The following is a 25,326-nucleotide window of genomic DNA, read 5'->3' as shown; positions in this document are numbered from 1 at the left end:
TTATACTACTAAGTTAAAGGTTTCAGAGTGAAAATTTTTCGAAATTCGACTAAGAAACCATCTGTTACTCTGCCTTCTCAGGGCTTAGTTTCTGTAGTAGAATAGATTCACTATGAGAGAGTAAGGGGATGGCCATCAGATTCTGTTGCAAAAAAGGGCTCTCGTGCCATATAATATAGTGGTTGCGTTGCATACAGAAGCGGCATGCCAAGGAAAAAGTGATTCCTTACTTAATAGATTGCAGGAGGTTGCTAATAATGAAAGCAAGTTTTGAAAAAGTAGAAGCCAATAAGGTAGTGCTTACAGTAGAAGTAGATTCTACAAAGGTTGCAGAAGGTCTTGACCAAGCTTTTAAAAAAGTAGTAAAGAAAGTAAATGTACCTGGATTCCGTAAGGGAAAGGTACCTCGTGCCATTTTCGAACAACGTTTTGGTGTAGAATCTCTCTATCAAGATGCTCTTGATATTTTATTGCCAGAAGCATATGAAGCAGCAGTAGCAGAAACAGGAATTGAACCAGTAGATCGTCCAGAAGTGGATATCGAACAATTGGAACAAGGCCAAGTTCTTATCTTTAAAGCAACCGTTGTTGTGAAACCAGAAGTAAAGCTAGGAGACTATAAAGGTCTTGAAATAGCAGAAAAAGACTTCTCTGTAAAAGCAGAAGCTATATCAGAAGAATTGACTCGTATGCAAAAACAACAAGCGGTTTGGGAGCCAGTTGAAGAAGGCTCTGTAGGACAAGGAGACCGTACTGTCATTGATTTTGAAGGTTTTGTAGATGGTGTTGCTTTCGAAGGCGGTAAAGGAGAGCAGTACTCTCTTGATATCGGTTCAAACTCTTTCATCCCAGGATTCGAAGATCAAGTTGTGGGCATGAGTGTAGGCGAGGAAAAAGATGTTGAAGTTACGTTCCCAGAAGAGTACCATGCTGTTGATTTAGCTGGAAAAGCGGCTACTTTCCGTGTGAAACTACACGAAATCAAACGCCAAAACTTACCAGCACTTGATGATGACTTTGCACAAGATGTAAGCGACTTCGAAACACTTGCTGAACTACAAGCAGATGTAGAGAAAAACATGGCGGAGCGTGCGGAGAAGGATAAAGAAAACTATATCCGTACTTCTGTAGTAGACTTAGCTTCTGAAAAAGCAGAAGTAGAAGTTCCATCTGTTATGGTTGATGGTGAAGTGGAACAAATGCTTCGTAACTTCGAACAAAATCTTTCCTATCAAGGGTTGAATTTGGAGCTTTACACTCAGTTCACTGGACAATCAGTAGAGACGTTGAAAGAGCAATTTAAAGCGGATGCTGAGAAGAAAGTGCGTGCTGATCTCGTTGTAGAAGCAGTAGCAAAAGCGGAGAATGTCGAAGTAAGTGAAGAAGATATCGATCAAGAGATTGCAATCATGGCGGAAGAAATGAAGCGTGATGCAGCAGAAATCCGTACACTTTTAGAAGCTCAAGGTAGCATCGAACAAGTTCGCTCACAGTTGCGTTTGAAGAAAGCTGTGGACCTACTTGTATTGAACAGCAAAGTTACGGCATAATGGAGTTAGGGAGAGAAAAACAAGGCGCGGTGCATACGTGCCTTGTTTTCTAAATAAGAATACATATAAGAGAGGTGGACACTGTGCCTGTCGTACCGATGGTTGTAGAGCAATCGAACCGTGGTGAACGTTCTTATGACATATACTCTCGTCTCCTCAAAGATCGAATTGTCTTTTTGGGTACGGAGATTGACGACGATGTATCAAATCTGGTAGTAGCTCAACTCCTATTTTTAGCAGCAGAAGATCCAGACAAAGACATTCATTTGTACATAAACTCTCCTGGTGGTTCGATAACCGCTGGAATGGCAATTTTTGACACAATGAACTTCATCAAGCCCGATGTATCTACTATGTGCATTGGACTCGCGGCAAGTATGGGTGCATTTCTTCTCACAGCCGGGGCGAAGGGAAAACGTTTTGCTCTCCCGAATAGTGAAGTCATGATTCATCAGCCTCTTGGTGGAGCGCGTGGTCAAGCTTCAGACATAAAGATTCATGCAGACTGGATTATGCGGTCACGGAGGCAAATTAACCAGATCTTGTCGGTTCAAACCGGACAACCAATCGAACGAATCGCACGGGATACCGACCGCGATTACTTCATGGATGCTAGGGAAGCCAAAGAATATGGCTTGGTAGACGAGGTAATCACCCGGTAATCATCAGAAAGGGGTGATCTGGATGTTTAAGTTTAACGAAGAAAAAGGACAGTTAAAGTGTTCCTTTTGTGGGAAATCTCAAGATCAAGTGCGTAAGCTGGTAGCAGGTCCAGGTGTTTATATCTGCGACGAGTGTATCGAACTTTGCAATGAGATCGTAGAGGAAGAGCTTGGAAGTGAAGAAGAAGTTGACCTGAAGAATCTTCCTAAGCCCCTAGAAATTCGTGAGATTCTAGATCAATACGTAATTGGGCAAGATCAAGCGAAAAAAGCTCTCTCTGTAGCGGTTTATAACCATTACAAGCGAGTAAATAGTTCTCAGAAGTCAGATGATGTAGAGCTATCGAAGAGTAACATTTTGATGATCGGACCTACAGGAAGCGGCAAAACCTTGCTAGCTCAAACATTGGCTCGTATTCTCAATGTGCCTTTTGCGATTGCGGATGCAACTTCACTTACGGAAGCGGGATATGTTGGGGAAGATGTGGAAAATATCTTGCTCAAGTTAATTCAGGCTGCCGATTATGATGTGGAGAAGGCAGAACGGGGTATTATCTACATAGATGAGATTGATAAAGTGGCTCGTAAGTCTGAGAATCCTTCTATTACACGAGATGTATCAGGTGAAGGTGTTCAGCAGGCACTTTTGAAAATTTTAGAAGGTACAGTTGCTAGCGTACCTCCTCAAGGAGGCCGGAAGCATCCTCATCAGGAGTTCATCCAGATTGATACAAGCAATGTATTATTTATTTGTGGTGGTGCTTTTGATGGCTTAGAGCAGATTATTAAACGTCGGATCGGGAAGAAAGTAATTGGCTTTGGAACAGATCAAGAGAAAGTAGAAGATTTGAAGCCAGGCGAATACTTGCGTTTATCCCTTCCGGAGGATCTGCTAAAGTTCGGACTCATTCCTGAGTTTGTAGGTCGCTTGCCCATGATCTCTACCTTAGAGCCGTTAGACGAGGGTGCTTTGGTTCAAATTTTAACAGAGCCTAAAAATGCTTTAGTGAAGCAGTATTCGAAGTTACTAGAGCTGGATCAGGTGAAATTAGAGTTTGATCAAGATGCACTTCAAGCGATCGCGGAAGAAGCGATTAAGCGGAAAACAGGTGCGCGGGGTCTTCGAGCTATCATTGAGTCGATCATGCTTGATGTGATGTTCGAATTACCGTCTCGTGAGGATGTTGAGAAGTGTACCATCACCAAAGAGACGGTTATCAATAAGACAAAACCTACCTTATACACACTTAAGGATGGGAAGTCTAGCAAGAAGAAAGAAGAAAGTGCATAATAAGTGATGAAAAGCATCTACCTCTGGGTGGGTGCTTTCTTTCTGACATCTTTCTTTTTATTTATGTTAAAATAGTTTACATAAATAAATATAGTTCACTAATTTGGCAAATGAATCTATAAAAGTTACTATTCTTTGAAAGGACGGTACCTCGTGTTATTAAAGATTTCGTTAGTCGATCGGAAGCGATTTGTGACGTTTGCAGATAGACATCCATATCGAAACTTTTTGCAGTACCCGTCATGGGCTGATTTAAAGACAGAGATGAGATGGTCCAGCGAATTGTTAGGATGGTATTCGCAAGACGCGCACATGGTAGGCGCTACTGTTGTTTTGTATCGTAAAGTTCCTGGAATCAATAAGTATTTAGCATACATACCTCGCGGGCCACTCATTGATTGGTTCTCACAGGATTATAAGTTAGAGGATTGGTTCACTCCTTTATTTGCCCATTTAAAAAATCGGCATGTTTTTAGTGTGAAGATGGACCCTCCTTTGATTAAGCGAACCTGGTCAAGTCATTCCATTAAAGAAGGAATATTCGAGTACCAAACTCATGGCATAAAAAATAAGCGACTTACAGACTTGGTTTCAGATACCACTTTTAACAGTGTTGAATTTATCCAACAAGAGCTAAGTGAAATGGGATGGCACCAAAATGCTGTGGTGGATAGTTTTGATTCGGTTCAACCGCAGTATGTATTTCGTTTGCGGCTGTCTGGCAAATCATTGGACGACCTGTTTTCTGAATTTGATCCCATTTGGCAGAAAAAGATTAACCAAGCTGAGTGGGAGGGGGTAGAAGTACGGATTGGAACGGAGCAAGATTTTGATGATTTTTATCACCTTTTGGCACATACTGCACAACAAGAACAAACGCAAGCAAGGGAAAGTACATACTTCGAAAAAATGTTTCGAACGCTGAGGCAAGAGGGACCAGAACGTATTCGCTTGTATCTGGCAGTTCAAGACAAACAATTATTGGCCGCCTGTTTAGCAATTCATGTAAAGGGTCATACGGAAGAGTTATACAGTGCTAAGTTAGGTAAATCAGATCATCCAGCTAGTTATTTATTACGTTGGAAGATGATTGCAGATAGCTATGAGCGAGGCGATCAAATGTATGATTTCCGCGGGGTTAGCACGACGCTCAACGATAAAGATCCTCTATTTGAAATGTTACGTTTCCGATTAGGCTATGCAGGTGACGTATGTGAGCTGATGGGTGAGTGGGATTATCCAGTAATTCCAATGCTTCACTGGGCTTTTGATATGTATATGAAAAAAAGGTAAATATCCCTTTCCTTCCACGGTCATACTAGCTATATGCAAATAGGGAAGGAATGGACGAGTATGAGTTTTACTGCTTTGTTGATGGTATTACAAATTGTCTTTTCGATTATTATTGGTGTTTACTTTTGGAACTTGTTACGGAATCAGCAAACGAGTAAAAGTGCGGTTGATCGTGAGTCGCGAAAGGAACTGGAGAAGCTGTCAAAGTTACGTAGAATGAAGCTTACGGTTCCTCTAGCAGAGAAAACAAGACCTGCTAATTTGGAAGAGATTGTGGGGCAAACAGATGGAGTAAAAGCACTAAAAGCGGCTATTTGTGGACCGAATCCCCAACATGTTATTATTTATGGCCCCCCAGGGGTAGGAAAGACGGCTGCCGCCCGTGTGATATTGGAAGCAGCGAAGGGAATCGCCTGCTCCCCTTTTGGAGAACAATCTAAATTTGTTGAGATTGATGCAACAACCGCCCGTTTCGATGAGAGAGGAATTGCGGATCCACTCATCGGCAGTGTTCATGATCCGATTTATCAAGGCGCAGGAGCCATGGGAATGGCGGGGATTCCTCAGCCTAAACCGGGTGCTGTAACCAAGGCACATGGTGGACTGTTGTTTATTGATGAGATCGGGGAGCTTCATCCTGTTCAGATGAATAAGCTATTAAAGGTGTTAGAAGATCGCAAGGTGTTTTTAGAGAGTGCATACTATAGCTCAGAAGATTCTAACACGCCGAGTCATATTCATGATATCTTTCAAAATGGACTGCCAGCTGATTTTCGATTAATTGGTGCAACAACTCGTACCCCACAAGAGATTCCGGCTGCGATTCGCTCTCGTTGTGTGGAAATATTTTTCCGACCTCTGCTCGCAGGTGAGATTGAAAGGGTGGCAACTCAAGCATTAGAACGTGTTCACTTCTCATATCATCCAGATGCCGTTCATGTTATTACTCGTTATGCCATGAACGGTCGTGATGCTGTCAATCTGGTGCAAACAGCAGTTAGTGTCGCGATGACAGAAGGACGTGGTATGATAACAAAAGCGGATGTGGAGTGGGTCGTTCACAGTAGTCAATTAAGTCCACGCCCAGATGGTCGGATGCCCGAAAGTTCAAAAGTGGGTCTTGCGACGGGTCTTGCGGTACATGGACCGAATATGGGGTTGACTCTAGAAGTAGAAGTTACCTCAACTCCAGTAGCTCTGGGGGAAAAGGGCTCTCTTCAAATTACGGGTGTAGTGGATGAAGAGGAAATGGGCGGTGGCGGAAGAACGATAAGGCGTAAAAGTATGGCTCGGGGATCTGTGGAGAATGTGATTACGGTTTTACGAGGTACAGATGTTAATCCGGATGAATATCACCTCCATATTAACTTTCCAGGTGGAACGCCTATTGATGGGCCATCGGCAGGTATTACCATCGCAACTGCCATATACTCGGCCATAAAGGAAATTCCTATTAGTAATGAAGTAGCCATGACAGGAGAGATCTCCATTCATGGGAAGGTAAAACCGATTGGCGGTGTGATTGCGAAGGTAGAGGCAGCGATGCATGCAGGGGCGAAAAAAGTAATCATTCCTTTGGAGAATATGCAGGATATTTTAGAGAATATGGAAGGGGTTGAGGTAATCCCTGTCCAACTCTTAGAAGAGGTATTCCAGCATGCACTTGTGCCTGCTGCTCAAGAAAAAACAGAACCCTTGATTCTGCCCAATTCTCAAGGGGTTTGGACAACGTCTGCCTTTTAGAATCAATGGGGTATAAAGTCGGTGCTAAGAAATACTTGCGAGTACCGGCTTTTGCTTTGTCATAGACAAAAGAAATCGAATAGGATAAAATCGTACAAAGTTTGGTTCCTTGTACAGACAGCAAGTGGAGGTGCATTTATGGCTGGAAAAGAAGAGGAACGTAACCTGCCGCTTCTACCACTCCGGGGATTACTTGTATATCCAAGTATGGTAATTCATTTGGATGTGGGAAGGGAGAAATCAATCCAAGCTTTAGAGCAGGCTATGGTGGAAGATAGTCAAATCCTCCTTATTACCCAAAAAGATGCTCAATTAGAGGACCCTACTCGTGAGGATCTTTATGATATTGGTACGGTTGCCAAAGTTAGACAGATGTTAAAGCTACCCAATGGTACCATTCGTGTGTTAGTTGAGGGATTAGAACGGGCTCGCCTCATGAGCTTCGAAGATGGAGATGAGTATTTAGAGGCATCTGTCATCACTGTAAAAGACGAGGTAGAAGAGAGTGTGGATTTACAGGCTCTCATGAGATCGGTGCTCGATTATTTTGAACAATACTTACGTTTAACAAAGAAAATATCCGCTGAGACCCATTCGGTTGTGTCGGATATTGAAGAACCAGGCCGCTTGGCTGATCTGGTTGCTTCGCATCTTCCGATTCGAATGGCTGATAAACAAGAAATTTTACAAGAAGCCAATGTAAAAGCTCGTTTAGAGAAATTACTTGGGTTCCTTCATAATGAAAAAGAAGTTCTGGAATTAGAGAAGAAAATAAGTAGTCGCGTAAAACGTCAAATGGAGAAAACGCAAAAAGAATACTATCTCCGTGAGCAGATGAAAGCCATCCAGAAAGAGTTAGGTGAAAAAGAGGGCCGCGCTGGGGAGATTGAAGGGCTTCGTGACCAGATGGAAGAAGTCGATCTTCCTCCTGACGTTTTAGAAAAAGTGGAGAAGGAATTAGATCGGCTTGAAAAAGTTCCTACTTCTTCTGCAGAAGGCGGTGTGATCCGCACTTATATCGAATGGTTATTAGACGTCCCGTGGAATTCATTCACAGAAGATGATTTGGATTTGTTAAAAGCAGAAAAAGTGTTAGATGAAGATCATTATGGATTAGAAAAAGTGAAGGAACGTGTTTTAGAGTACCTAGCTGTTCAGAAGATGGTAAATGAGATGAAGGGGCCGATTCTTTGTCTAGTTGGACCACCTGGGGTAGGGAAAACATCACTTGCTAGATCCGTAGCGAGAGCTCTAGATCGCAAATTTGTCCGTATTTCCTTAGGAGGAGTTCGCGACGAAGCTGAGATCCGTGGACATCGTCGCACCTATGTAGGAGCAATGCCGGGCAGGATCATTCAAGGGATGAAGACTGCAGGTTCGAGCAACCCTGTGTTTCTCCTGGATGAAATTGATAAGATGGCCATGGACTTCCGTGGAGACCCAGGAGCCGCTTTATTGGAGGTTCTTGATCCAAACCAAAATTCTACTTTTAGTGATCACTATTTGGAAGTTCCTTATGACTTATCAAAAGTCATGTTTATCACAACTGCCAATTCGATCAGCACTATTCCCAGGCCTTTATTAGATCGGATGGAGCTTCTCACTATATCGGGCTACACGGAAGTAGAAAAGGAACAAATAGCAAAAAAATATTTGTATCCAAAGCAATTGAAAGAACACGGACTATCTAGGGAGAAGATGCAGCTCCATGGTGATACGATTCTAAAACTGATTCGTAATTATACGAGAGAAGCCGGTGTACGTAGTTTAGAGCGGACAGTGGGTACGCTTTGTCGTAAGGCTGCGAAGCAACTTGTAGCAGGTGAGAAGAAAAAAGTGATCGTTACACCCAAAAACTTAGAACAGTATTTGGGAACAGAGAAGTTCCGCTTCGGGCGAGCAGAGGATACGAACCAAGTTGGAGTGGTAACGGGTCTTGCGTGGACAGAAGTAGGCGGAGACACATTAGCAGTAGAGGTTTCTTTGTTCCCCGGAAAAGGTCGTCTCACTCTGACTGGTCAATTAGGTGATGTGATGAAAGAGTCCGCTCAAGCTGCATTTAGCTACATCCGCTCACGGTCGAGCGAGCTAGGTGTGGAAGCTGATTTTCATGAGAAAAATGATATCCATATCCATGTGCCTGAAGGAGCGATTCCCAAAGACGGTCCGTCTGCTGGGATTACGATGGCGACTGCTTTGGTGTCCGCATTAACCAACATCCCTGTGTCACGATTTGTAGCAATGACGGGTGAAGTAACCTTACGTGGTCGGGTGCTACCGATTGGTGGTTTAAAAGAGAAGGCCTTAGGTGCACACCGAGCAGGAATTACCCATATCGTCATTCCTAAAGATAATGAAAAAGATATTGCCGAAATACCAGAGAGCGTTAAGAAGGGTTTAACGTTTACTGCGGTTTCACACATGGATGAAGTGTTGGAAATCGCGCTTGTGAGGGATCCTAATGAAGATAACTGAAGTTAATTTTATAACAAGTGGAGTTAAATTAAGTCAATATCCAGAAGACGCCCTGCCAGAAATTGCTCTGGCTGGGCGTTCCAACGTGGGCAAATCATCTCTGATTAATGCCATGATTAATCGAAAGAAACTGGCTCATACCAGCTCGAGGCCAGGAAAAACACAAACGATTAACTTTTTCTCTGTGAATAATAAGGTGATGTTTGCAGATGTACCTGGCTATGGATATGCAAAAGTTTCCAAGGTACAACGTGCCGCGTGGGGACGAATGTTGGAGGCTTATTTCACGAACCGGGAGCCGCTACGATCGGTCATCCAGATCGTTGATTTGCGCCATGCCCCATCGCAAGATGATGTCTCGATGTATCGATTTTTAAAGCATCATAATATACCAGTGATCATCGTTGCGACGAAAGCAGATAAGATTACGAAGGGGCATTGGCAAAGGCATTTAAAAGTGGTTAAGCAAACGTTACATGTTTTGCCAAGTGATCCGGTTATTCTTTTCTCTTCGGAGACGAAGGTGGGAAGGGACGAGCTTTGGGGAGAGATCATGCGGCGTGTGGATGATGGTTCGGTTGAGGGTGTAGATGGTGCAGATAGATAAATGAAGGCTATCAGAAAGGCTGGGGAATGATGCAGAAGAAGCTACGTGTTGCTGTCATCTACGGCGGTAAATCTGGAGAACACGAGGTGTCGTTGATCAGTGCGGCTTCCGTGATGAAGGCGATGGACCTGGAGAAATACGAAGTTCTGCCTATCGGGATTACGAAAGAAGGAGAATGGCAAGTGGGTACGCAGTCGTTCCCTGCGCTAGAAGGAAGTCTAGGTGCTGAGAAACTGGATCAGCTTCAATCTCAACTACCATCTGTTAGTAATGTGACAAACGGAAAACAACTCCCCGCATTAACAAGTGAGTTTGTGGATGTTGTATTTCCCGTTTTACACGGTACATACGGAGAAGATGGAACCATTCAAGGGATGTTTGAGATGGCAAATGTGCCTTATGTAGGAGCAGGTGTGCTCGCATCAGCGGTGGCGATGGATAAGGTAATGGCGAAGATGGTTTGTGCTTCAGCGGGTTTGCCGCAAGGTGAGTTTGTACATTATCTACGTGCTCACTTCTTTAATCAGAAGGAAGAAGTACTTGATGATGTAGAAGAGAAACTAGGATATCCATGTTTTGTAAAGCCTGCAAATTTGGGTTCGAGTGTAGGGATCTCGAAAGCAAATCATCGTAGCGAATTAGAGCAAGCGATGGATTTGGCTTATCGTTATGACCGTAAGGTACTAGTCGAAGAGTTTATCCCTGCTCGTGAAATCGAAGTAGCTGTTCTTGGAAATGATGATCCGCAAGCCTCTCTCCCAGGCGAAATCATCTCATCTAGCGATTTCTATGACTATCAAGCAAAGTACGTAGATGGTAAGTCTGCGATGGAGGTTCCAGCGAAACTGACTCAAGAGCAGACGAAGCAAGTTCGAGAAATGGCGATTAAATCATACCAAGCGTTAGATTGCACAGGTTTAGCTCGTGTAGATTTCTTCCTGAGGAAAGATAACGAGAAAATTCTAATCAACGAGGTGAATACGCTACCCGGATTTACACCATTTAGTATGTATCCCGTGATGTGGAAAGAGACAGGCCTTCCATACTCAGAGTTAATAGACCGTTTGATTCGATTAGCGATTGAGCGTTATGATGAGAAGCAATCTTTGATAACCAGTCTGGAAAGTTAAAATGATAAAAAGGCGATAAAGATGAACGTCGTTCGTCTTTATCGCCTTTGTCTTTAGCCTTGATCTGTTAAAATAATAGGCCCATTAGCCGTAATAGCAAGGGTGTGCTCATACTGAGCAGATAAACTACCATCTACGGTTTTAGCTGTCCAGCCATCACTCATGAGCTGTACATGATGTTTCCCTAAATTCAGCATAGGTTCAATCGTAAAGGTCATGCCTTCTTGGATGATGGGGCCTTTTCCAGCAGGACCAAAGTGTGGAACTTCGGGTGCCTCGTGCATCTTACTTCCGATTCCATGGCCGATAAAAGGACGTACTACAGATAAACCATTTGCTTCCGCGAATGTTTGGATGGCATGGGAGATGTCCCCGATTCGATTGCCAATTTGTGCTTTTTCAATTCCTTGATAAAGGGATTCCTTTGTCAACTTAAGAAGTCGCTTTGCATCCGGTGAAATTTTACCTACTGCATAGGACCAAGCCGAGTCGGCAAGCCATCCGTTAAGGTTTACCACCATATCAATGGTAACAATGTCCCCTTCTAGAAGCTGTGCTTTTCGTGGAAATCCATGACACACTTCATCGTTTATGGATGCGCAGGTAGCGTATTTGTAACCCATATATCCCTTTTGTTCAGGAATAGCACTGTGTTCAGCGAGGTATTGTTCTACAAATTCATCGATCTCCCAAGTGCTAATTCCTGGCTTGATTAATTTAGCAATCTCTCTATGGCAAGAGGCAAGTATGACGCCCGCGCGCCGCATTCGCTCAATTTGCTCAGGATTTTTTATTTTGATGAGTTGGTTCAATATCAATCACATCCTTATCTCTTCATGATAAACGTGAGTCCCAATCCCACGATCAGTATCGGCCAGTATGTATTTAGTGTATGCGCAATCGGCGTAAATAGAGAAATATCGGCAACAACAGGATTAGCAAAGAAACCTGCTAAACATAGGACCAAGGAAATAATGAGCGTCATATTATTCTTATTCTGCATGTATTGTAAAAAAACCACAACCCCGATCATCAACATCAAAATGCTCCAATGTCTGGGCCAGCTTGGAATATATCGGAATCCCCATACGGATAAGCCGATTGCAGCAATAATTCCGCCAATTACAGTTAATTGGGATTGTTTCTGCAAAAAAGAAATAAATACCAAGATGGAACCTAGAAGGAATAAAAGAAAAGGCCATGTAATCAAGGTGTTAAGCGTAGCTGTTCTCGTTTCGATGACGAGTGATAACCCGCCAGCTAAAACCAAGACGAACCCAATGGCTTTTTTTTGCATGAAAAAACTCTCCTCTGAAGTATTAGAATTTATCTTTCCTATTTTATCACAAATTTTTACTTGCTAGAGTATAAGAGGAGGCTTCGCGCTCAGAGATTGCATAGAATTAGTATTTATTGGAAAAATAAGCGATAGCAAGGATGGATATCAAAAAGGCAAAAGAGGGTATCTACCCTATTGCAAGGGGTTTGTAAGACTACTTGTTGTTATGCTTCAAAATGTGTTCACAGGAAATGAAGAGAGATTTAAAGCGCTGTATGTTATAATATGTCTTGGTTTTTATGAACGTTTTGAATGGTTTTATGATCTCTTCTTCCGTTAAATGGGAAGTTGTAGAGATTGGGGTGAAATAGATCATGCATATACTGACAATTGGATTTAGTCATAAGACAGCTTCTGTGGAGTTACGAGAGCGACTCGTTTTTCAGGAAGATCGTCTTGCTATGGCTTTAAGAAGCTTGCGAGATATGAAAAGTATTCTAGAATGTGTGATCGTTAGTACATGTAACCGCATGGAGTTATATGTAGTAGTGGATCAACTTCATACGGGTGAGTACTACTCCAAGGCGTTTTTGGAGAGCTGGTTTCGCATACCGAAAGAAGAATTTCAAGAACATCTATATATAAAACAAGATCAAGAGGCTGTACATCATCTATTTCGCGTTGTGTGTGGATTAGATTCTCTCGTGATTGGTGAAACACAGATCTTAGGTCAAACGAAAACAGCTTTTCTACAAGCTCAAGAGATAGGTACGACAGGTACGGTATTTAATATGCTCTTTAAACAAGCAGTTACATTTGGCAAGAAAGTGCACTCTGAAACCGAAATAGGCCAAAATGCAGTTTCGGTTAGCTATGCAGCAGTAGAATTAGGTAAAAAATTATTTTCCTCTTTTCAAAATCAGACGATTTTATTAATAGGTGCTGGAAAGATGACCGAACTAACTGCAAAGCATTTTGCTTCCAATGGAGCCGCACGTGTAATTGTGATTAATCGCACGTTAGCAAAAGCGGAGGAGCTGGCGAGTCGGTTCCACGGTGAGGCACGTTCGTGGGAACAACTTCTTCCCTCTTTAGCAGAGGCGGATATCGTTGTCTCTTCCACAGGAGCTAAGCAGGCTGTCATTACGAAGGAGTTAATCGCGCCTGTGTTAGAGAATCGGCGCACTCCTGTATTTATCATCGATATCGCGGTTCCACGTGATATTGAACCGAGTGTTCATGAGTTAGATCAAGTCTTCCTCTACGACATTGATGATTTACATGGTATTGTGGAGGCAAATATGAAATTACGCCATCAAGAAGCTGAAAAAGTGTTGGAATGGATTCAGCACGAGTGTGATAAATTTCACGAATGGTTACAAACACTTGGCGTTGTTCCACTCATTACAGCCTTGCGTGAAAAAGCGATTTCTATTCAAGAAGAGGCTTTGTTACGGATTGAACGGAAGCTTCCTGAGTTGACAGAGCATCAGCGTCGAGTGCTGAATAAGCACACCAAAAGCATTATTAATCAGATGCTACGGGATCCCATTGTGAGAATGAAAGAACTAGCAGCAAGTCCTCAGAAAGAAGAGGCGTTAGACTTGTTTGTACATCTCTTTGCATTAGAAAATGAGCTTCAAAAAACAGGGGATACATGCGAGAAAAAGGCAGAAACGGATGTAGCGAAGACTCTCAAAACAACGATTTCGATCTCCTGATAGACAGGAAAGGGGATGAGGGGATTTGCTTGCTGAACGTTGGTTATACGACTTTCTGATCTATGCCTATATGCTCAGTTTGCTATTTGGATTTGCGGGGTTAATTAAGCCGAATCCAAGGGCAACGATCGCTTCATCTGTGCTGTTATTTATGGTTTGGGGGATTGAGTTGTCCCTGATTGGGATGGAAATGTGGCGGACATGGCCACAGATTTCGGAGATTGATCCGATTCTTCTCTATACGTGGGCTCTCATTTCCTTCGCCTTATATTATCAACACATCGTAAAACTCGATATATTTTTTATGGCGATTAGCTCTGTCGGTCTGATCGTATTAGCGATTCAGTTGTTTTTTGTACGAGGTGTGCCATTTCAAAAAGAAGTGATCATGGTTTCTGAACTGATTTTTGTCCATATATCACTTGCGATCATTGGCTATGTTGCCTTTTCACTATCAAGTATTAGTGCATTTTTATACTATATAGCAAGTTTTTTATTGAAGAAGAAACAATGGAATCGTTTCCTTACGCAACTACCGAGTCTAGGAAGTTTACAGCGTTTTTCAACAGGTTCTCTTATTGTAGGGCTTCCTTGCCTTGCTGTTTCGCTTCTACTCGGTGGAATTTGGGCTATTCAGATCATCCAGCCATCTGTATGGATAGACCCTAAAATGATCTCTTCCCTTCTGACTTTGGTTGTATATAGCCTGATTTTATGGCAGTGGCGTCGGATTGGCTGGCAGGGAAAACGATTGGCTTGGTGGAATGTAGTTGCCATACTGGTTATGATCGGGAATGTATTACTCTCTAGATGGAGTTTTCACCATTGGGTATAGAGGGTTTGAAACAGGAGGCTTGCGCGTTATGAGAACCATCGTGGTCGGAACAAGAAAAAGTAAACTTGCGATGACCCAGACTAACTGGGTGATGGATCGTTTAAAAGAGATGGAACCGAATCTTACTGTTGAATTAGAAACAATCGTTACTAAAGGGGATAAAATCCTCGATGTGACCCTATCCAAAGTAGGCGGGAAGGGTCTATTTGTCAAGGAGATCGAAAGTGCTCTTCTAAGCGGTGAGATTGACTTAGCTGTACATAGTATGAAGGACTTACCTGCTGAAATGCCAAAAGGATTACTGATTGGAGCGATTCCAATTCGAGAAGATGTGAGGGACTGCTTCTTATCCCGGGATGGATCAACACTAGAAGAATTGCCTTCGGGAGCTGTAGTTGGGACGAGCAGTTTGCGTAGACAAGCCCAAATTTTAGCGATTCGTCCTGACCTGCGAGTAGAGCCGATTCGTGGCAATATTGATACTCGCGTACAGAAGATGAACGACGGTCAGTTTGATGCGATTATCCTAGCGACGGCTGGTTTGAATCGAATTTCTTGGCAGGAGGACATCGCGGAATTGATTTCCGTTAAGACGATGTTACCAGCAGTGGGTCAGGGAGCACTTGCGATTCAATGTCGAGAAGATGATCGTGAAATTCGAGCCTTATTAGCGAAAATCAATCATGAAGAGACGGCTAGAGCAGTACGTGCAGAGAGGGCATTCCTACAAGCTTTCCATGGTGGTTGTCATTTGCCGATTGCAGCATATGCCCAGATTTGCGAGGATCAAATACATTTAAAAGGATTAGTAGGCGATCCTAGCGGTAAGCAGATGATCGCTGATACCATTATTGGAAAAAATGAAATCAAGATGGGTCAAGAGCTTGCAAATCGATTAATTGAATTAGGGGCAGATGAATTATTGGCTTCCGTTTCTGTGTGAGAGGGGTAGCTCACGGTGAATGATTCGATTCAAAAATATCTATCTCAGCTGGAGCAGAAACCACTCTTTGGACATCGAGTTCTCGTAACACGTGCTCGTAGTCAGAGTAGCGAGCTGGTGAAAAGATTAGCTGACTTGGGGGGTGAACCCATCGAGATGCCGGTGATTCGAACCGTCATGCCCTCCGATTTAAGTCAAATTGATACTGCTTTGCAGGAAATCGCTCATTTTGATTGGATTGTACTGACCAGTGTGAATGGAGCCGAGTTTTTCTTCCAACGACTTGGCGAGTTACAACTGGATATTGGAGAGATTGAACAGGTGAAAATCGCCGCAGTTGGTCCTAAAACCGTTCAAGTTATTGAAGCCAAAGGAGTTCAAGTGGATCTAGTACCCCTTTCGTTTCGAGCGGAAGACTTGATAGAGCAACTATTGCGGATGGTGGAGCCTGGCCAGAAGGTGTTACTACCACGAAGCAACCTTGCCCGGGAAATACTACCGATTGCGCTTAGACAAGTGGGATGTATAGTCGTAGAGGTCGATTTGTACGAGACTCAGTTAGACACTGGAGATGCTGAGAGAGTTGCTCATTATCTTGAACAAGGAACACTCGATATGATCACATTCACTAGCTCCTCCACCGTCCAAAACTTCGTCAAAGTCATGAAGTCCATACATCCAGATATACAAGCTTTACTATCTACTACCCAACTTGTCTGTATCGGCCCCGTTACAGCAGATGCAGCGATAAAACGAGGGCTAAACGTTGCTGCCATTGCGGACCCATATACGATGGAAGGGTTAATTCAAGCAGTGTTGAGAGTGGCAAAACAATCTAGCAAAAAGCTTTAGCCAGTCTAACAGATTAGGTTTGTGAAAGAATGATAAAAATGCCACGGGAGGATCCACATATGAATACCTTTTTACGTCACCGTCGTCTTCGTACGAGCCGACAAATTCGCCGCATGATCCGCGAAAACCATGTACATACAAGCGACCTAATCTATCCGATCTTTATCGTAGAAGGCGAAAACATTAAACAAGAAATTCCTTCTATGCCTGGTGTATTTCACTTTTCTCTCGATCAATTGAAAAATGAATTAAACGAAATCGTTGAATTGGGTCTCCCTTCTGTGATCGTCTTTGGAGTGCCTGGTACAAAAGATTCTTGTGGGAGCCAGGCCTATCATGAACATGGAATCGTACAAAAAGCGATCCGCTTGATTAAACGAGAAGCTCCAGAACTGTATGTGATTGCCGATACTTGTTTATGCCAATATACAGATCATGGTCATTGTGGACCAGTGGAAGATGGCGAGATCGTAAATGATAAAGCACTGGAACTATTAGTGCAAACAGCAGTTTCCCAAGCAGAAGCGGGTGCTGATATGATTGCCCCATCTAATATGATGGATGGTTTTGTGGCGGCGATTCGTCAAGGGTTAGATGAAACAGGTCTTTCTCATATTCCGATTCTGTCTTATGCGGTAAAATATGCTTCTAGTTTTTACGGCCCATTCCGAGATGCGGCCCACTCTACTCCTTCTTTTGGAGATCGCCACACCTATCAAATGGACCCTGCCAATGCACGTGAAGCGATGAGAGAAGCTACGTCCGATGTGATGGAGGGCGCAGATTTATTAATGGTGAAACCAGGGCTTGCCTACTTGGATGTGATTTATCGGGTAAAAGAAAACTTTGATCTACCTGTAGTTGCTTACAATGTAAGTGGGGAATACTCCATGATTAAGGCTGCCTCACAAAATGGCTGGATTGACGAGCAAAAAGTGGTAATGGAGATGTTAGTCGGTTTTAAACGTGCTGGAGCTGAAATGATTCTAACGTACCATGCTAAGGATGTAGCGCGTTGGATTAAAGAAGGAAGCTATACCGTCTAGGTGTTCTCGTAATGAGAAGAAGCCCCGAGGTCAATACCTTGGGGCTTCGTTTTATGCGAAAAATCTTTTTTTCATGTGCAGGATATCTGTATCATGTGAAAATATTTTCTGAGCGAGCATCTGTTGGCTTACTTCGTGGCGTTCTAGTCGAACTTGGTGCTCGTTAAAATCATTTTTGAGACCTGATACACTTTCTTCCACATTCGTCAAGCGTATCCCGAGTCCGTCAATTTTGCCCTCCATCCTAGCCATGCGAAGCTCTAAACTATCGAACTTCGCATGGTGAATTTGCACAGCTTCTAAGATTCTATTTGATATGGATTCGTACTCATCCATCGTTGTTGACTCCTTCCAATCTGCTGTAACGTGCTAAATTCGACTCAAAAACAAAATAACCTCCTATTGAATTCCAATTTATTACAAAAAACTTGGGCAAAATGACGAAATCATAGTGAATAGGTGTGTTTTTATTCTATTTGCGTTACAATACTAAAGAAGTAAGGTTCGACATAAGACAACAAGAGAGGGAGTGAAGAAGATAAAGAAGAAATTTGAACGCTCCATCCGTCACTTTCAGGAAGCAGTTACGATTATCCCAGGTGGTGTAAACAGTCCTGTTCGTGCCTTTAAATCAGTGAAGATGAATCCTGTATACATTGGACAAGGAAAAGGGTCAAGGGTTACTGATGTAGATGGAAATGAGTATATCGATTACATCTGCTCTTGGGGTCCGCTCATCTTAGGACATGCTAATCCCACTGTTGTACAAGCCATTAAAGATACAGCAGAAAAAGGGACTAGTTTCGGTGCTCCGACGGAACTAGAGACTCAGATGGCTCAGATGGTTGTCGAACGGATGCCTTCTGTAGAAGTGGTTCGTATGGTGAATTCGGGTACAGAAGCAACCATGAGTGCCTTGCGTCTGGCTCGTGCTTATACGAAACGAAGTAAGATCTTGAAGTTTGAAGGTAGTTACCATGGACATTCAGATAGTTTGCTTATTAAGGCTGGATCTGGAGTAGCCACACTGGGTCTTCCAGATAGCCCAGGCGTGCTGGAGCAAACGGCTGAACATACACTTACGGTGCCTTATAATGACTTAGAGAGCGTAGCATTGGCTTGTGAAAAATTTGGTGATGATATTGCGGCCATTATTTTAGAGCCGATTGCAGGTAATATGGGTGTAGTTCCACCTGCTCCGGGTTTTTTAGAGGGGCTACGTTCCTTGAGTGATCAATACGGCATCGTACTGATTTTTGATGAAGTGATGACGGGATTCCGGGTAGGATACCATTCTGCACAAGGACTCTACCAAATCACCCCTGATCTAACCACGATGGGGAAAGTGATTGGCGGTGGCTTGCCAGTTGGTGCATATGGTGGGAAGCGCGAGATCATGGAGATGGTGGCTCCAGTAGGTCCTGTCTATCAAGCGGGAACGCTGTCTGGAAATCCTCTTGCAATGGCAGCAGGGGTCGCTACACTTGAGCAGATGACACCAGAAGCATACGATGAGCTAGATAAAAAGGGAGCTCGCCTAGCGGAAGGAATCCGTAAAAATGCAGAAGAGATCGGCATCCCGTACCATATTAACCGCGTTGGTTCCATGGTATGTCTGTTCTTTACAGGAGAAAAAGTAACCTCTTATGATCAAGCGAAGATGGCTGATACGGAGCGATTTGCCAAGTACTTCCGCTTGATGTTAGAGGAAGGTGTATTTTTACCACCTTCCCAGTTTGAAGGGATGTTTGTCTCTACAGCTCACTCGGATGAAGAAATTGCCCGTACTATTGAGGCAAATCGCAATGCGTTAAAACAACTCTAGTTAAAATAGAAAAGCAAGTTGTCATAGACTAGGAACCCAATCCTAGTCTATTTTCTATGAAAATAACTCCCCATCCGAAAATCGGTATATAGCAAAGAGTGTCGCATATAGATACAGTAACATTCCATTCTTGGTATGGACAGATCGTTTGGGGAGGGAATTTAGAAAAGTGGAAAATCAATATAACCAACTTCGTTTTGATATCTCAGAAAAGGTGAGCCTTCATCCACAACAACTCGGCATTGTTCGTGTACTTGAATTGGACTTATTTCCAGATGTACAGATATTAGATGAAGGTCATCATGTTAGGATCCAAGGCTATCTGCGTTTAAACGGAAGTTATGTAGGAGAGTTAGGTGATTCGGAAGTCTCGATGGCTGATGAACCAGAGGGTATCTCGTATGTGATTCCTGTGGAAATTACGTTACCGGCAGATCGAGCTGATATTAGCAATGTATCAGCAGAAGTAGAATCATTTGATTACCAATTAGTCTCTCCATTTGAATTGCAGATTGAAGCGATTCTATTCATTGACGGAGTCGCATCCGGAAAACATTCAACGCAATCGCTTGAAGAAGATTCGATGGTAGAAGATAGCCAACCGTTCTTCCAGGCACAACCTGGACAATCAGAGAGTGAATTGTCAGAGGAAGGTGATCATTTCTCTGCACAAGAATTATTTACCCACTATCATCCAGACATAGAAGAGCATCAAGAACCATATGAACTAGAAAGAGAAGTATCGAGATCGAGATATAGTAATGAAAGACGATCGATGCAATCAGAATATGAACCAGAAGAAGAGTACGTTTATCCTTTTCCGGATGAAGCAAGACAGCCAGAAATGGAGCGGAGATTTTCTGCAAATGATCTTGAAATGATGGATGGAAGAGGAGACCCAGATCTGGGGCCAGATGATTATGATTTAGATGAGCCTGAAAAAGGTGTAAATGAATGGTCTTATTGGTTAGTCGGAAAGAAGCCTGAAACCTTTACAGCGATGCGCCTCGTTATTGTTCAAAAGGAAGAATCGGTTGACTCTCTTGCGGATCGATATCAAGTATCTTCTTCTCGTATTAAACATTGTAATCACCTAAACTCCGAACAACTAGAAGAAGGTCAGATTGTTTGTATCCCAAGTATAGATTAGGAAATTTTGTTTGTAACCTCCTAAGAAGGAGAGGGAAGATGTGAATAAAGAAACAGATAATCGGGATGAACGTTCCGTCATTAAACAGGTATGTAAACAGTTTCGTTTCAAACCACAACATGTTCAAAAAGGACCACGTAATGTCTGGCAGGTATTTGATGGTGAGAGATGGTTTGCTCTTAAATCGACTTCTCAATCAGCAGATACACTTGCTTTGATTCATGATATTACGGATCAGATTCATGATGCAGGTTATCCAAATCTACTTTCGTGTAAGAAGACGGAACAGAATGAAACCTTTATCGAGCAAGAGGGGAAATGTTGGTATCTAACCCCTTGGATACAACCACAAGAACCGCAAGAATTTGATTATAATCCAGAAGCACTTGTGCGGTCATTAGGAATATTCCACAAACAAGCAGAACCCCTGGTATGCGAGCATGTGGATCGAACGAAGCAGGTAGAGCAGGAGCAAGTTGAGAAATGGAAAGGCTATCAAACTAAATTAAGCGAATATCAAGAAGTTGTTCAAAATCGGGAATATAAGTCTCCATTTGATAAAGTATATGTGGGACAAATTGATTTGGTGGACCGATTGTTTACATTTGCGATTAAGGGATTGGAACGCTTTGTAGAAGCTGAATCAGGTGTGCCTCCTAGATATACCTTATGCCACGGACGCCTACATCCTTCCAATGTAGTTCGTGATGATGAGCAATTTTATTGGATTGATTTTGACGATGCGGAAATTGATTCCCCCGTCCGCGATCTGGCAGTGTTTTTACGCCGGTTCCAACATAGAAATTTGGATCCAGAAGAAATTCAGCACTTAATAGAAGTGTATGAGTCTGAAAATCCACTCAGTCCGAAAGAAAAGAAACTGCTTGCTATCTATCTCTCTTATCCTGAGAACGTATTGCGTCTCGCTCACAAGTATTATGATAGGCCAAGAATCATGAGTGAAAGTGATGCTGTGGTACAGCTAGAGAGCAAAATCCAACAGATGCATGCATTGTTTGATGTGGTGAAGCGTTTATGGAAGACGGAATCCCAAACAGTACGTACGAAACCAGCTAAAAAATCAACCAAGGCAGCGGCAAAAACAGCGTTAAAGGCAACGAAGGGAACGAAGTTAACCAAGGCAACAAAACCAACAAAGACAATAAAAGAAACAAAGGCACCAAAGGAAATGAAACCATCTTCACAAGGTGAAAGTGAGCCGGATTTGGACCTAGAAGACAATGATAGAGACTGAACCTTGGGAATCCCCGGGGTTTTTCTTTTCCTTCAACCCTATTTCTCTTTTGATCTGCGATCTACTGCACGACGGATAAATTTGGCGGGTAGCGAGAGGGAGAGAGCTAGAAAAAGTGCTTCCCACATCATATCTCCTCCTGTTCTATATTTATGGTAAAATAATCTTTTAGCCGTACTATTTGTGGTCTCTGCTTACAATGTTTCCTTAGGGAAACTTTGCTTGTATACCCGATAAGATATGCAGTTTGTCATAAAATGTACTGGTTGAATACCATGTGCGCCAATATTATGTAGATTTTGTGGTGTATCTAGACATAGACACGGAAAACGTAGAGAATAAGAAATATGTTAAAATGTAGGTACTAGTTTGTTATGGGAGGAGATTCCATTTTGAGTTTTGTTAAGACGGTTGCTTCCAAATTTTATCGTGGGGCCTTATTTATCGGCTTTCTAGCATTTATGCTATTAAGTGTGATGTTATTGTTCACCTTTTTAGCAAATCCGGAAGGCATGATTGAACATGTGAAGCATACCTTTGGAATAGGTGGATAATATAAAAATAGATAGATATATCATTTGACTCACTCTTTTCTTCACGTTAGAATATTGTACAAAGATTATATCGATAAGCTATGATCGGGAAGAGTAGACCTAGCACTACCTATCAGAGAGGGAAATCCATCGGCTGAGAGATTTCCTAAGGAACCTAGATCGAACGTCGCCCGAAAGCTGTCTTCCTGAACAGATGGTAGTTTGTATAGCCATAGTAAGGTAGACCGGAAGCCAATCCGTTAACAGGCCCTAAGTGCATGAGCTGGATACGAATGTTTGCTGATGAATAAAGGTGGTACCGCGAAAACAACTCTTTCGTCCTTTGATGGATGAAGGGTTTTATTTATTTTAAGGAGATGAACGCATGGGTAAAGAAACGCAGATGTCTACGAAGTATGATCCGAAGTCCGTAGAACAAAAAAGATATCAATTTTGGCTAAATCATGAATTATTTCGACCTTCAGGGGATAAAAGTAGACCCTCTTATAGCATTGTTTTACCTCCTCCTAATGTTACGGGAATGCTACACATGGGACATGCTCTAGACTTTACGCTACAAGATGTACTGATTCGGATGAAGCGGATGCAAGGGTATGACACACTATGGCTACCAGGCATGGATCACGCAGGCATTGCGACGCAAGCAAAGGTGGAGGCGAAACTTCGAGAAGAAGGTATTAGCCGCCACGACCTCGGACGGGAAGCTTTTTTAGAAAAGTCTTGGGAGTGGAAGGATCACTACTCAAAAACGATTCGTGAGCAATGGAGCAAAATGGGATTCTCCATGGACTATTCAAGAGAGCGTTTTACCTTGGACGAAGGTTTATCTCAAGCGGTTCGCAAAGTGTTCGTTGATATGTTTAACAAAGGATTAATTTATCGTGGTAAACGAATCATTAACTGGGACCCAGCACAACGTACAGCACTCTCCGATGTAGAAGTGATCCATAAAGAGATTAAAGGTGCACTACACCATATGCGCTATCAGTTGAAGGATGGTTCTGGTTATATTCAAGTAGCAACCACAAGGCCTGAGACGATGTTGGGAGATACCGCAGTGGCTGTTCACCCTGCGGATGAGCGTTACCAAGATATGATCGGGAAAATGTTGATTTTACCAATCACAGGGCGTGAGATCCCTATTATCGCGGATGAATATGTGGATCAAGAGTTTGGAACAGGTGCTGTGAAAATTACACCAGCTCATGATCCAAATGATTTTGAAATGGGACTACGACATGACTTGCCGCAGATCGTGGTGATGGATGAATCGGGAGCCATGAATGAAAACGCAGGAAGATATCAAGGCATGGACCGTTTTGTATGTCGAAAGCAACTCACGAAAGATCTACAAGAATCAGGTGTGATGGTAGAAATAGAGGAGCATATTCATTCGGTTGGACATAGTGAGCGCTCCGATGCGATTGTTGAACCGTATCTATCTACCCAGTGGTTCGTGAAGATGAAACCTCTTGCGCAGCAAGCGATTCAGCTTCAGCAGAGTGAAGATAAGGTAACATTTGTTCCAGAACGCTTTGAGCACCAGTATGTTCGATGGATTGAAAACATTCATGATTGGTGTATCTCTCGTCAGTTATGGTGGGGACATCGTATTCCAGTTTGGTACTGTGATAGCTGTGGAAGGATGACAGTAACGTATGAAGACCCAACACATTGTCAGTCTTGTCAGTGTACTGATATCCGTCAGGACGATGATGTGCTTGATACCTGGTTTAGTTCAGCGCTCTGGCCATTCTCCACGATGGGTTGGCCTGAAAAAACGGCTGATGTAGAACGCTATTTCCCTAATAGTGTCTTAGTTACGGGTCATGATATTCTCTACCTTTGGGTATCACGTATGATTTTCAGTGCCCTTGAGTTTACAGGGCAAAAACCATTCCAAGATGTACTCATTCACGGATTAGTTCGCGATGCAAATGGTGTGAAGATGTCCAAGTCCTTAGGGAATGGTGTTGATCCGCTTGAAGTAATCGAGCAATATGGTGCGGATGCTATGCGCTTTATGGTATCTACAGGTTCCACTCCAGGACAAGATTTGCGCTTCCGTATCGAACGGGTGGAACAAGCCAGAAACTTCATCAATAAAATTTGGAATGCAAGCCGCTTTGTGCTTATGAATCTAGGAGATTTCAAGATTCAGGATATCGATCTATCAGGCAATCTAGGTACTGCAGATAAATGGATTTTAACTCGTCTTCAGGAAACCATTAGTCAAGTGACTGGTTATCTAGAATCGTACCAATTAAATGAATCAGGTCGTGCTTTATATGAATTTGTTTGGGATGACTTCTGTGATTGGTACATCGAACTAGCAAAGTTGCATTTATATGGTGATGACGAACTAGCCAAGAAAACAGCTCAATCTGTTCTCTGTCACGTCCTGGATCAGATTCTCCGTCTCATGCATCCGATGATCCCGTTTGTTACCGAAGAAATTTGGCAGCAAATTCCTCATGAGGGGCAAAGCATCGTCACTGCGAAGTGGCCAGAAGAACAAGCAGAGCTACGATTCCCTGAGGCGAAAGAGGAAATCGCTTTGTTGATCGAGGTAATCCGAAATGTACGAAATATCCGTGCTGAGGCAAATGTGGCACTGAGCAAGATGATCGAATTGATTATTCGCCCAAGCGATGAGGCAACCGAAAAACTCCTTTTACAAGGGGAAGCGTTCATTCGCCATTTCTGTAAGACAGAGGAATTAACGATTTCTATGACAGCCGAGACAACGGAGAAAACGATGAGTGCGGTGGTATCGGGAGCGGAAATCTTTATTCCGCTTGCAGGTCTTATCGATATCGATCAAGAAATCGATCGCTTGAAAAAAGAGTTAACCACACTGAATTCCGAAGTGGATCGAGTTCGGAAGAAGTTATCTAATCAGGGATTTGTAAGCAAAGCTCCTGATCATGTAGTAGAGGAAGAAAAAAGAAAAGAGAAAGACTACCTCGAAAAACGTGAGAAAGTGCAAGTGCGATTAAACGAATTACAACAATAGTAATGGGTAAACAAAGTTCATTTGTGATAAGGAAAGAAGGGTAGGGTCCGTTCCCTACCCTGTTCCTTCTGTTGACGAAACGAGTATTCCATAGCAAAA

General features: G+C 42.8%; 21 protein-coding genes and 1 other annotated feature. Of the genes, 18 read left to right on the top strand and 3 right to left on the bottom strand.

The annotated features are described in order from the left end of the window. The first annotated feature begins 257 nt into the window (after positions 1–257). The 8 genes from tig to BT147_RS02825 all read left to right on the top strand — a co-directional run bounded on the left by tig (position 258) and on the right by BT147_RS02825 (position 10,751). A complete protein-coding gene (gene tig / locus BT147_RS02860) occupies positions 258–1,550 on the top strand; it encodes a trigger factor (RefSeq protein ID WP_072330690.1) in 1,293 nt (430 codons plus the stop codon). Between the two features lie 83 nt (positions 1,551–1,633). Then, positions 1,634–2,212: an ATP-dependent Clp endopeptidase proteolytic subunit ClpP gene (gene clpP, locus BT147_RS02855; RefSeq protein ID WP_072330688.1), complete on the top strand. Its 579-nt coding sequence runs from the start codon at positions 1,634–1,636 to the stop codon at positions 2,210–2,212. Between the two features lie 22 nt (positions 2,213–2,234). Continuing rightward, on the top strand, positions 2,235–3,503 hold the full coding sequence (gene clpX / locus BT147_RS02850) for an ATP-dependent protease ATP-binding subunit ClpX (protein WP_072330686.1): 1,269 nt from the start codon (positions 2,235–2,237) through the stop codon (positions 3,501–3,503). Between the two features lie 153 nt (positions 3,504–3,656). Continuing rightward, positions 3,657–4,796: a lipid II:glycine glycyltransferase FemX gene (locus tag BT147_RS02845; RefSeq protein ID WP_072330684.1), complete on the top strand. Its 1,140-nt coding sequence runs from the start codon at positions 3,657–3,659 to the stop codon at positions 4,794–4,796. Between the two features lie 60 nt (positions 4,797–4,856). Then, on the top strand, positions 4,857–6,539 hold the full coding sequence (lonB, locus tag BT147_RS02840) for an ATP-dependent protease LonB (RefSeq protein ID WP_083426311.1): 1,683 nt from the start codon (positions 4,857–4,859) through the stop codon (positions 6,537–6,539). A 138-nt stretch (positions 6,540–6,677) separates the two neighbouring features. Continuing rightward, on the top strand, positions 6,678–9,014 hold the full coding sequence (gene lon / locus BT147_RS02835; RefSeq protein WP_072330680.1) for an endopeptidase La: 2,337 nt from the start codon (positions 6,678–6,680) through the stop codon (positions 9,012–9,014). After that, complete coding sequence (gene yihA, locus BT147_RS02830) at positions 9,001–9,621, top strand: ribosome biogenesis GTP-binding protein YihA/YsxC (protein ID WP_072330678.1); 621 nt, start codon at positions 9,001–9,003, stop codon at positions 9,619–9,621. The genes lon and yihA overlap by 14 nt, the downstream gene beginning before the upstream one ends. Before the next feature lie 29 nt (positions 9,622–9,650). Continuing rightward, positions 9,651–10,751 carry a D-alanine--D-alanine ligase gene (locus BT147_RS02825; RefSeq protein WP_072330901.1) on the top strand — a complete coding sequence of 367 codons (1,101 nt, stop codon included), beginning with the start codon at positions 9,651–9,653 and terminating at the stop codon, positions 10,749–10,751. A 53-nt stretch (positions 10,752–10,804) separates the two neighbouring features. Here BT147_RS02825 and map read toward each other — a convergent pair whose 3' ends face one another. After that, positions 10,805–11,563 (bottom strand): type I methionyl aminopeptidase, encoded by a 759-nt coding sequence (gene map / locus BT147_RS02820; protein ID WP_286118952.1) that lies wholly within the window; start codon positions 11,561–11,563, stop codon positions 10,805–10,807. 14 nt (positions 11,564–11,577) lie between these two features. Further along, complete coding sequence (locus BT147_RS02815; protein WP_072330677.1) at positions 11,578–12,048, bottom strand: hypothetical protein; 471 nt, start codon at positions 12,046–12,048, stop codon at positions 11,578–11,580. Positions 12,049–12,404: 356 nt separating this feature from the next. Between BT147_RS02815 and hemA the strand changes: the two genes are divergently transcribed. Genes hemA through hemB form a run of 5 tightly spaced genes read left to right on the top strand, consistent with a single transcriptional unit; the run spans position 12,405 to position 17,427 of the window. Continuing rightward, positions 12,405–13,751, top strand: coding sequence for a glutamyl-tRNA reductase (gene hemA / locus BT147_RS02810; RefSeq protein ID WP_072330675.1), 1,347 nt, complete (start codon positions 12,405–12,407; stop codon positions 13,749–13,751). Between the two features lie 25 nt (positions 13,752–13,776). Next, positions 13,777–14,586: a cytochrome c biogenesis protein CcsA gene (gene ccsA, locus BT147_RS02805; RefSeq protein ID WP_072330673.1), complete on the top strand. Its 810-nt coding sequence runs from the start codon at positions 13,777–13,779 to the stop codon at positions 14,584–14,586. Between the two features lie 28 nt (positions 14,587–14,614). Continuing rightward, positions 14,615–15,529 (top strand): hydroxymethylbilane synthase, encoded by a 915-nt coding sequence (gene hemC, locus BT147_RS02800; RefSeq protein WP_072330671.1) that lies wholly within the window; start codon positions 14,615–14,617, stop codon positions 15,527–15,529. 15 nt (positions 15,530–15,544) lie between these two features. Then, entirely contained in the window at positions 15,545–16,381 is an 837-nt protein-coding gene (locus tag BT147_RS02795) for a uroporphyrinogen-III synthase (protein ID WP_072330669.1), read from the top strand. Positions 16,382–16,440: 59 nt separating this feature from the next. Further along, positions 16,441–17,427 (top strand): porphobilinogen synthase, encoded by a 987-nt coding sequence (gene hemB / locus BT147_RS02790; RefSeq protein ID WP_072330667.1) that lies wholly within the window; start codon positions 16,441–16,443, stop codon positions 17,425–17,427. 51 nt (positions 17,428–17,478) lie between these two features. Here hemB and BT147_RS02785 read toward each other — a convergent pair whose 3' ends face one another. Next, the gene (locus BT147_RS02785; RefSeq protein ID WP_072330665.1) at positions 17,479–17,763 is read right to left on the bottom strand and encodes a hypothetical protein; all 285 of its coding nucleotides are present in this window, start codon (positions 17,761–17,763) and stop codon (positions 17,479–17,481) included. A 202-nt stretch (positions 17,764–17,965) separates the two neighbouring features. Here BT147_RS02785 and hemL point away from each other — a divergent pair, with 202 nt between their 5' ends. From hemL to BT147_RS02765, 5 genes are all read left to right on the top strand, one after another. Next, complete coding sequence (gene hemL, locus BT147_RS02780) at positions 17,966–19,252, top strand: glutamate-1-semialdehyde 2,1-aminomutase (RefSeq protein WP_072330897.1); 1,287 nt, start codon at positions 17,966–17,968, stop codon at positions 19,250–19,252. 169 nt (positions 19,253–19,421) lie between these two features. Beyond that, on the top strand, positions 19,422–20,402 hold the full coding sequence (locus BT147_RS02775) for a LysM peptidoglycan-binding domain-containing protein (RefSeq protein WP_072330663.1): 981 nt from the start codon (positions 19,422–19,424) through the stop codon (positions 20,400–20,402). Positions 20,403–20,442: 40 nt separating this feature from the next. Continuing rightward, a complete protein-coding gene (locus tag BT147_RS02770) occupies positions 20,443–21,657 on the top strand; it encodes a YutH/CotS family kinase-like spore coat protein (RefSeq protein WP_072330661.1) in 1,215 nt (404 codons plus the stop codon). Positions 21,658–22,049: 392 nt separating this feature from the next. Next, the gene (locus tag BT147_RS15385) at positions 22,050–22,211 is read left to right on the top strand and encodes a hypothetical protein (protein ID WP_177239640.1); all 162 of its coding nucleotides are present in this window, start codon (positions 22,050–22,052) and stop codon (positions 22,209–22,211) included. A 71-nt stretch (positions 22,212–22,282) separates the two neighbouring features. Next, positions 22,283–22,537: a binding site (T-box leader), on the top strand. Between the two features lie 38 nt (positions 22,538–22,575). After that, positions 22,576–25,227: a valine--tRNA ligase gene (locus tag BT147_RS02765; RefSeq protein ID WP_072330659.1), complete on the top strand. Its 2,652-nt coding sequence runs from the start codon at positions 22,576–22,578 to the stop codon at positions 25,225–25,227. Positions 25,228–25,326: the final 99 nt, after the last annotated feature.

Origin of the sequence: Thermoactinomyces sp. DSM 45891 (assembly GCF_900119485.1) — a bacterium.
Taxonomy (GTDB): Bacteria; Bacillota; Bacilli; order Thermoactinomycetales; family Thermoactinomycetaceae; genus Baia.
Note: the sequence above shows the minus strand (reverse complement) of the source record. Positions and strands in the feature narration are given on the sequence as shown.

What these genes read in the sequence shown, in the direction of transcription:
- tig (WP_072330690.1), top strand. Translation starts at nt 258, where the DNA reads ATGAAAGCAAGTTTTGAAAAAGTAGAAGCCAATAAGGTAGTGCTTACA.
- clpX (WP_072330686.1), top strand. Translation starts at nt 2,235, where the DNA reads ATGTTTAAGTTTAACGAAGAAAAAGGACAGTTAAAGTGTTCCTTTTGT.
- lonB (WP_083426311.1), top strand. Translation starts at nt 4,857, where the DNA reads ATGAGTTTTACTGCTTTGTTGATGGTATTACAAATTGTCTTTTCGATT.
- lon (WP_072330680.1), top strand. Translation starts at nt 6,678, where the DNA reads ATGGCTGGAAAAGAAGAGGAACGTAACCTGCCGCTTCTACCACTCCGG.
- yihA (WP_072330678.1), top strand. Translation starts at nt 9,001, where the DNA reads ATGAAGATAACTGAAGTTAATTTTATAACAAGTGGAGTTAAATTAAGT.
- BT147_RS02825 (WP_072330901.1), top strand. Translation starts at nt 9,651, where the DNA reads ATGCAGAAGAAGCTACGTGTTGCTGTCATCTACGGCGGTAAATCTGGA.
- BT147_RS02815 (WP_072330677.1), bottom strand. Translation starts at nt 12,048, where the DNA reads ATGCAAAAAAAAGCCATTGGGTTCGTCTTGGTTTTAGCTGGCGGGTTA.
- hemA (WP_072330675.1), top strand. Translation starts at nt 12,405, where the DNA reads ATGCATATACTGACAATTGGATTTAGTCATAAGACAGCTTCTGTGGAG.
- hemC (WP_072330671.1), top strand. Translation starts at nt 14,615, where the DNA reads ATGAGAACCATCGTGGTCGGAACAAGAAAAAGTAAACTTGCGATGACC.
- hemB (WP_072330667.1), top strand. Translation starts at nt 16,441, where the DNA reads ATGAATACCTTTTTACGTCACCGTCGTCTTCGTACGAGCCGACAAATT.
- BT147_RS02785 (WP_072330665.1), bottom strand. Translation starts at nt 17,763, where the DNA reads ATGGATGAGTACGAATCCATATCAAATAGAATCTTAGAAGCTGTGCAA.
- BT147_RS02765 (WP_072330659.1), top strand. Translation starts at nt 22,576, where the DNA reads ATGGGTAAAGAAACGCAGATGTCTACGAAGTATGATCCGAAGTCCGTA.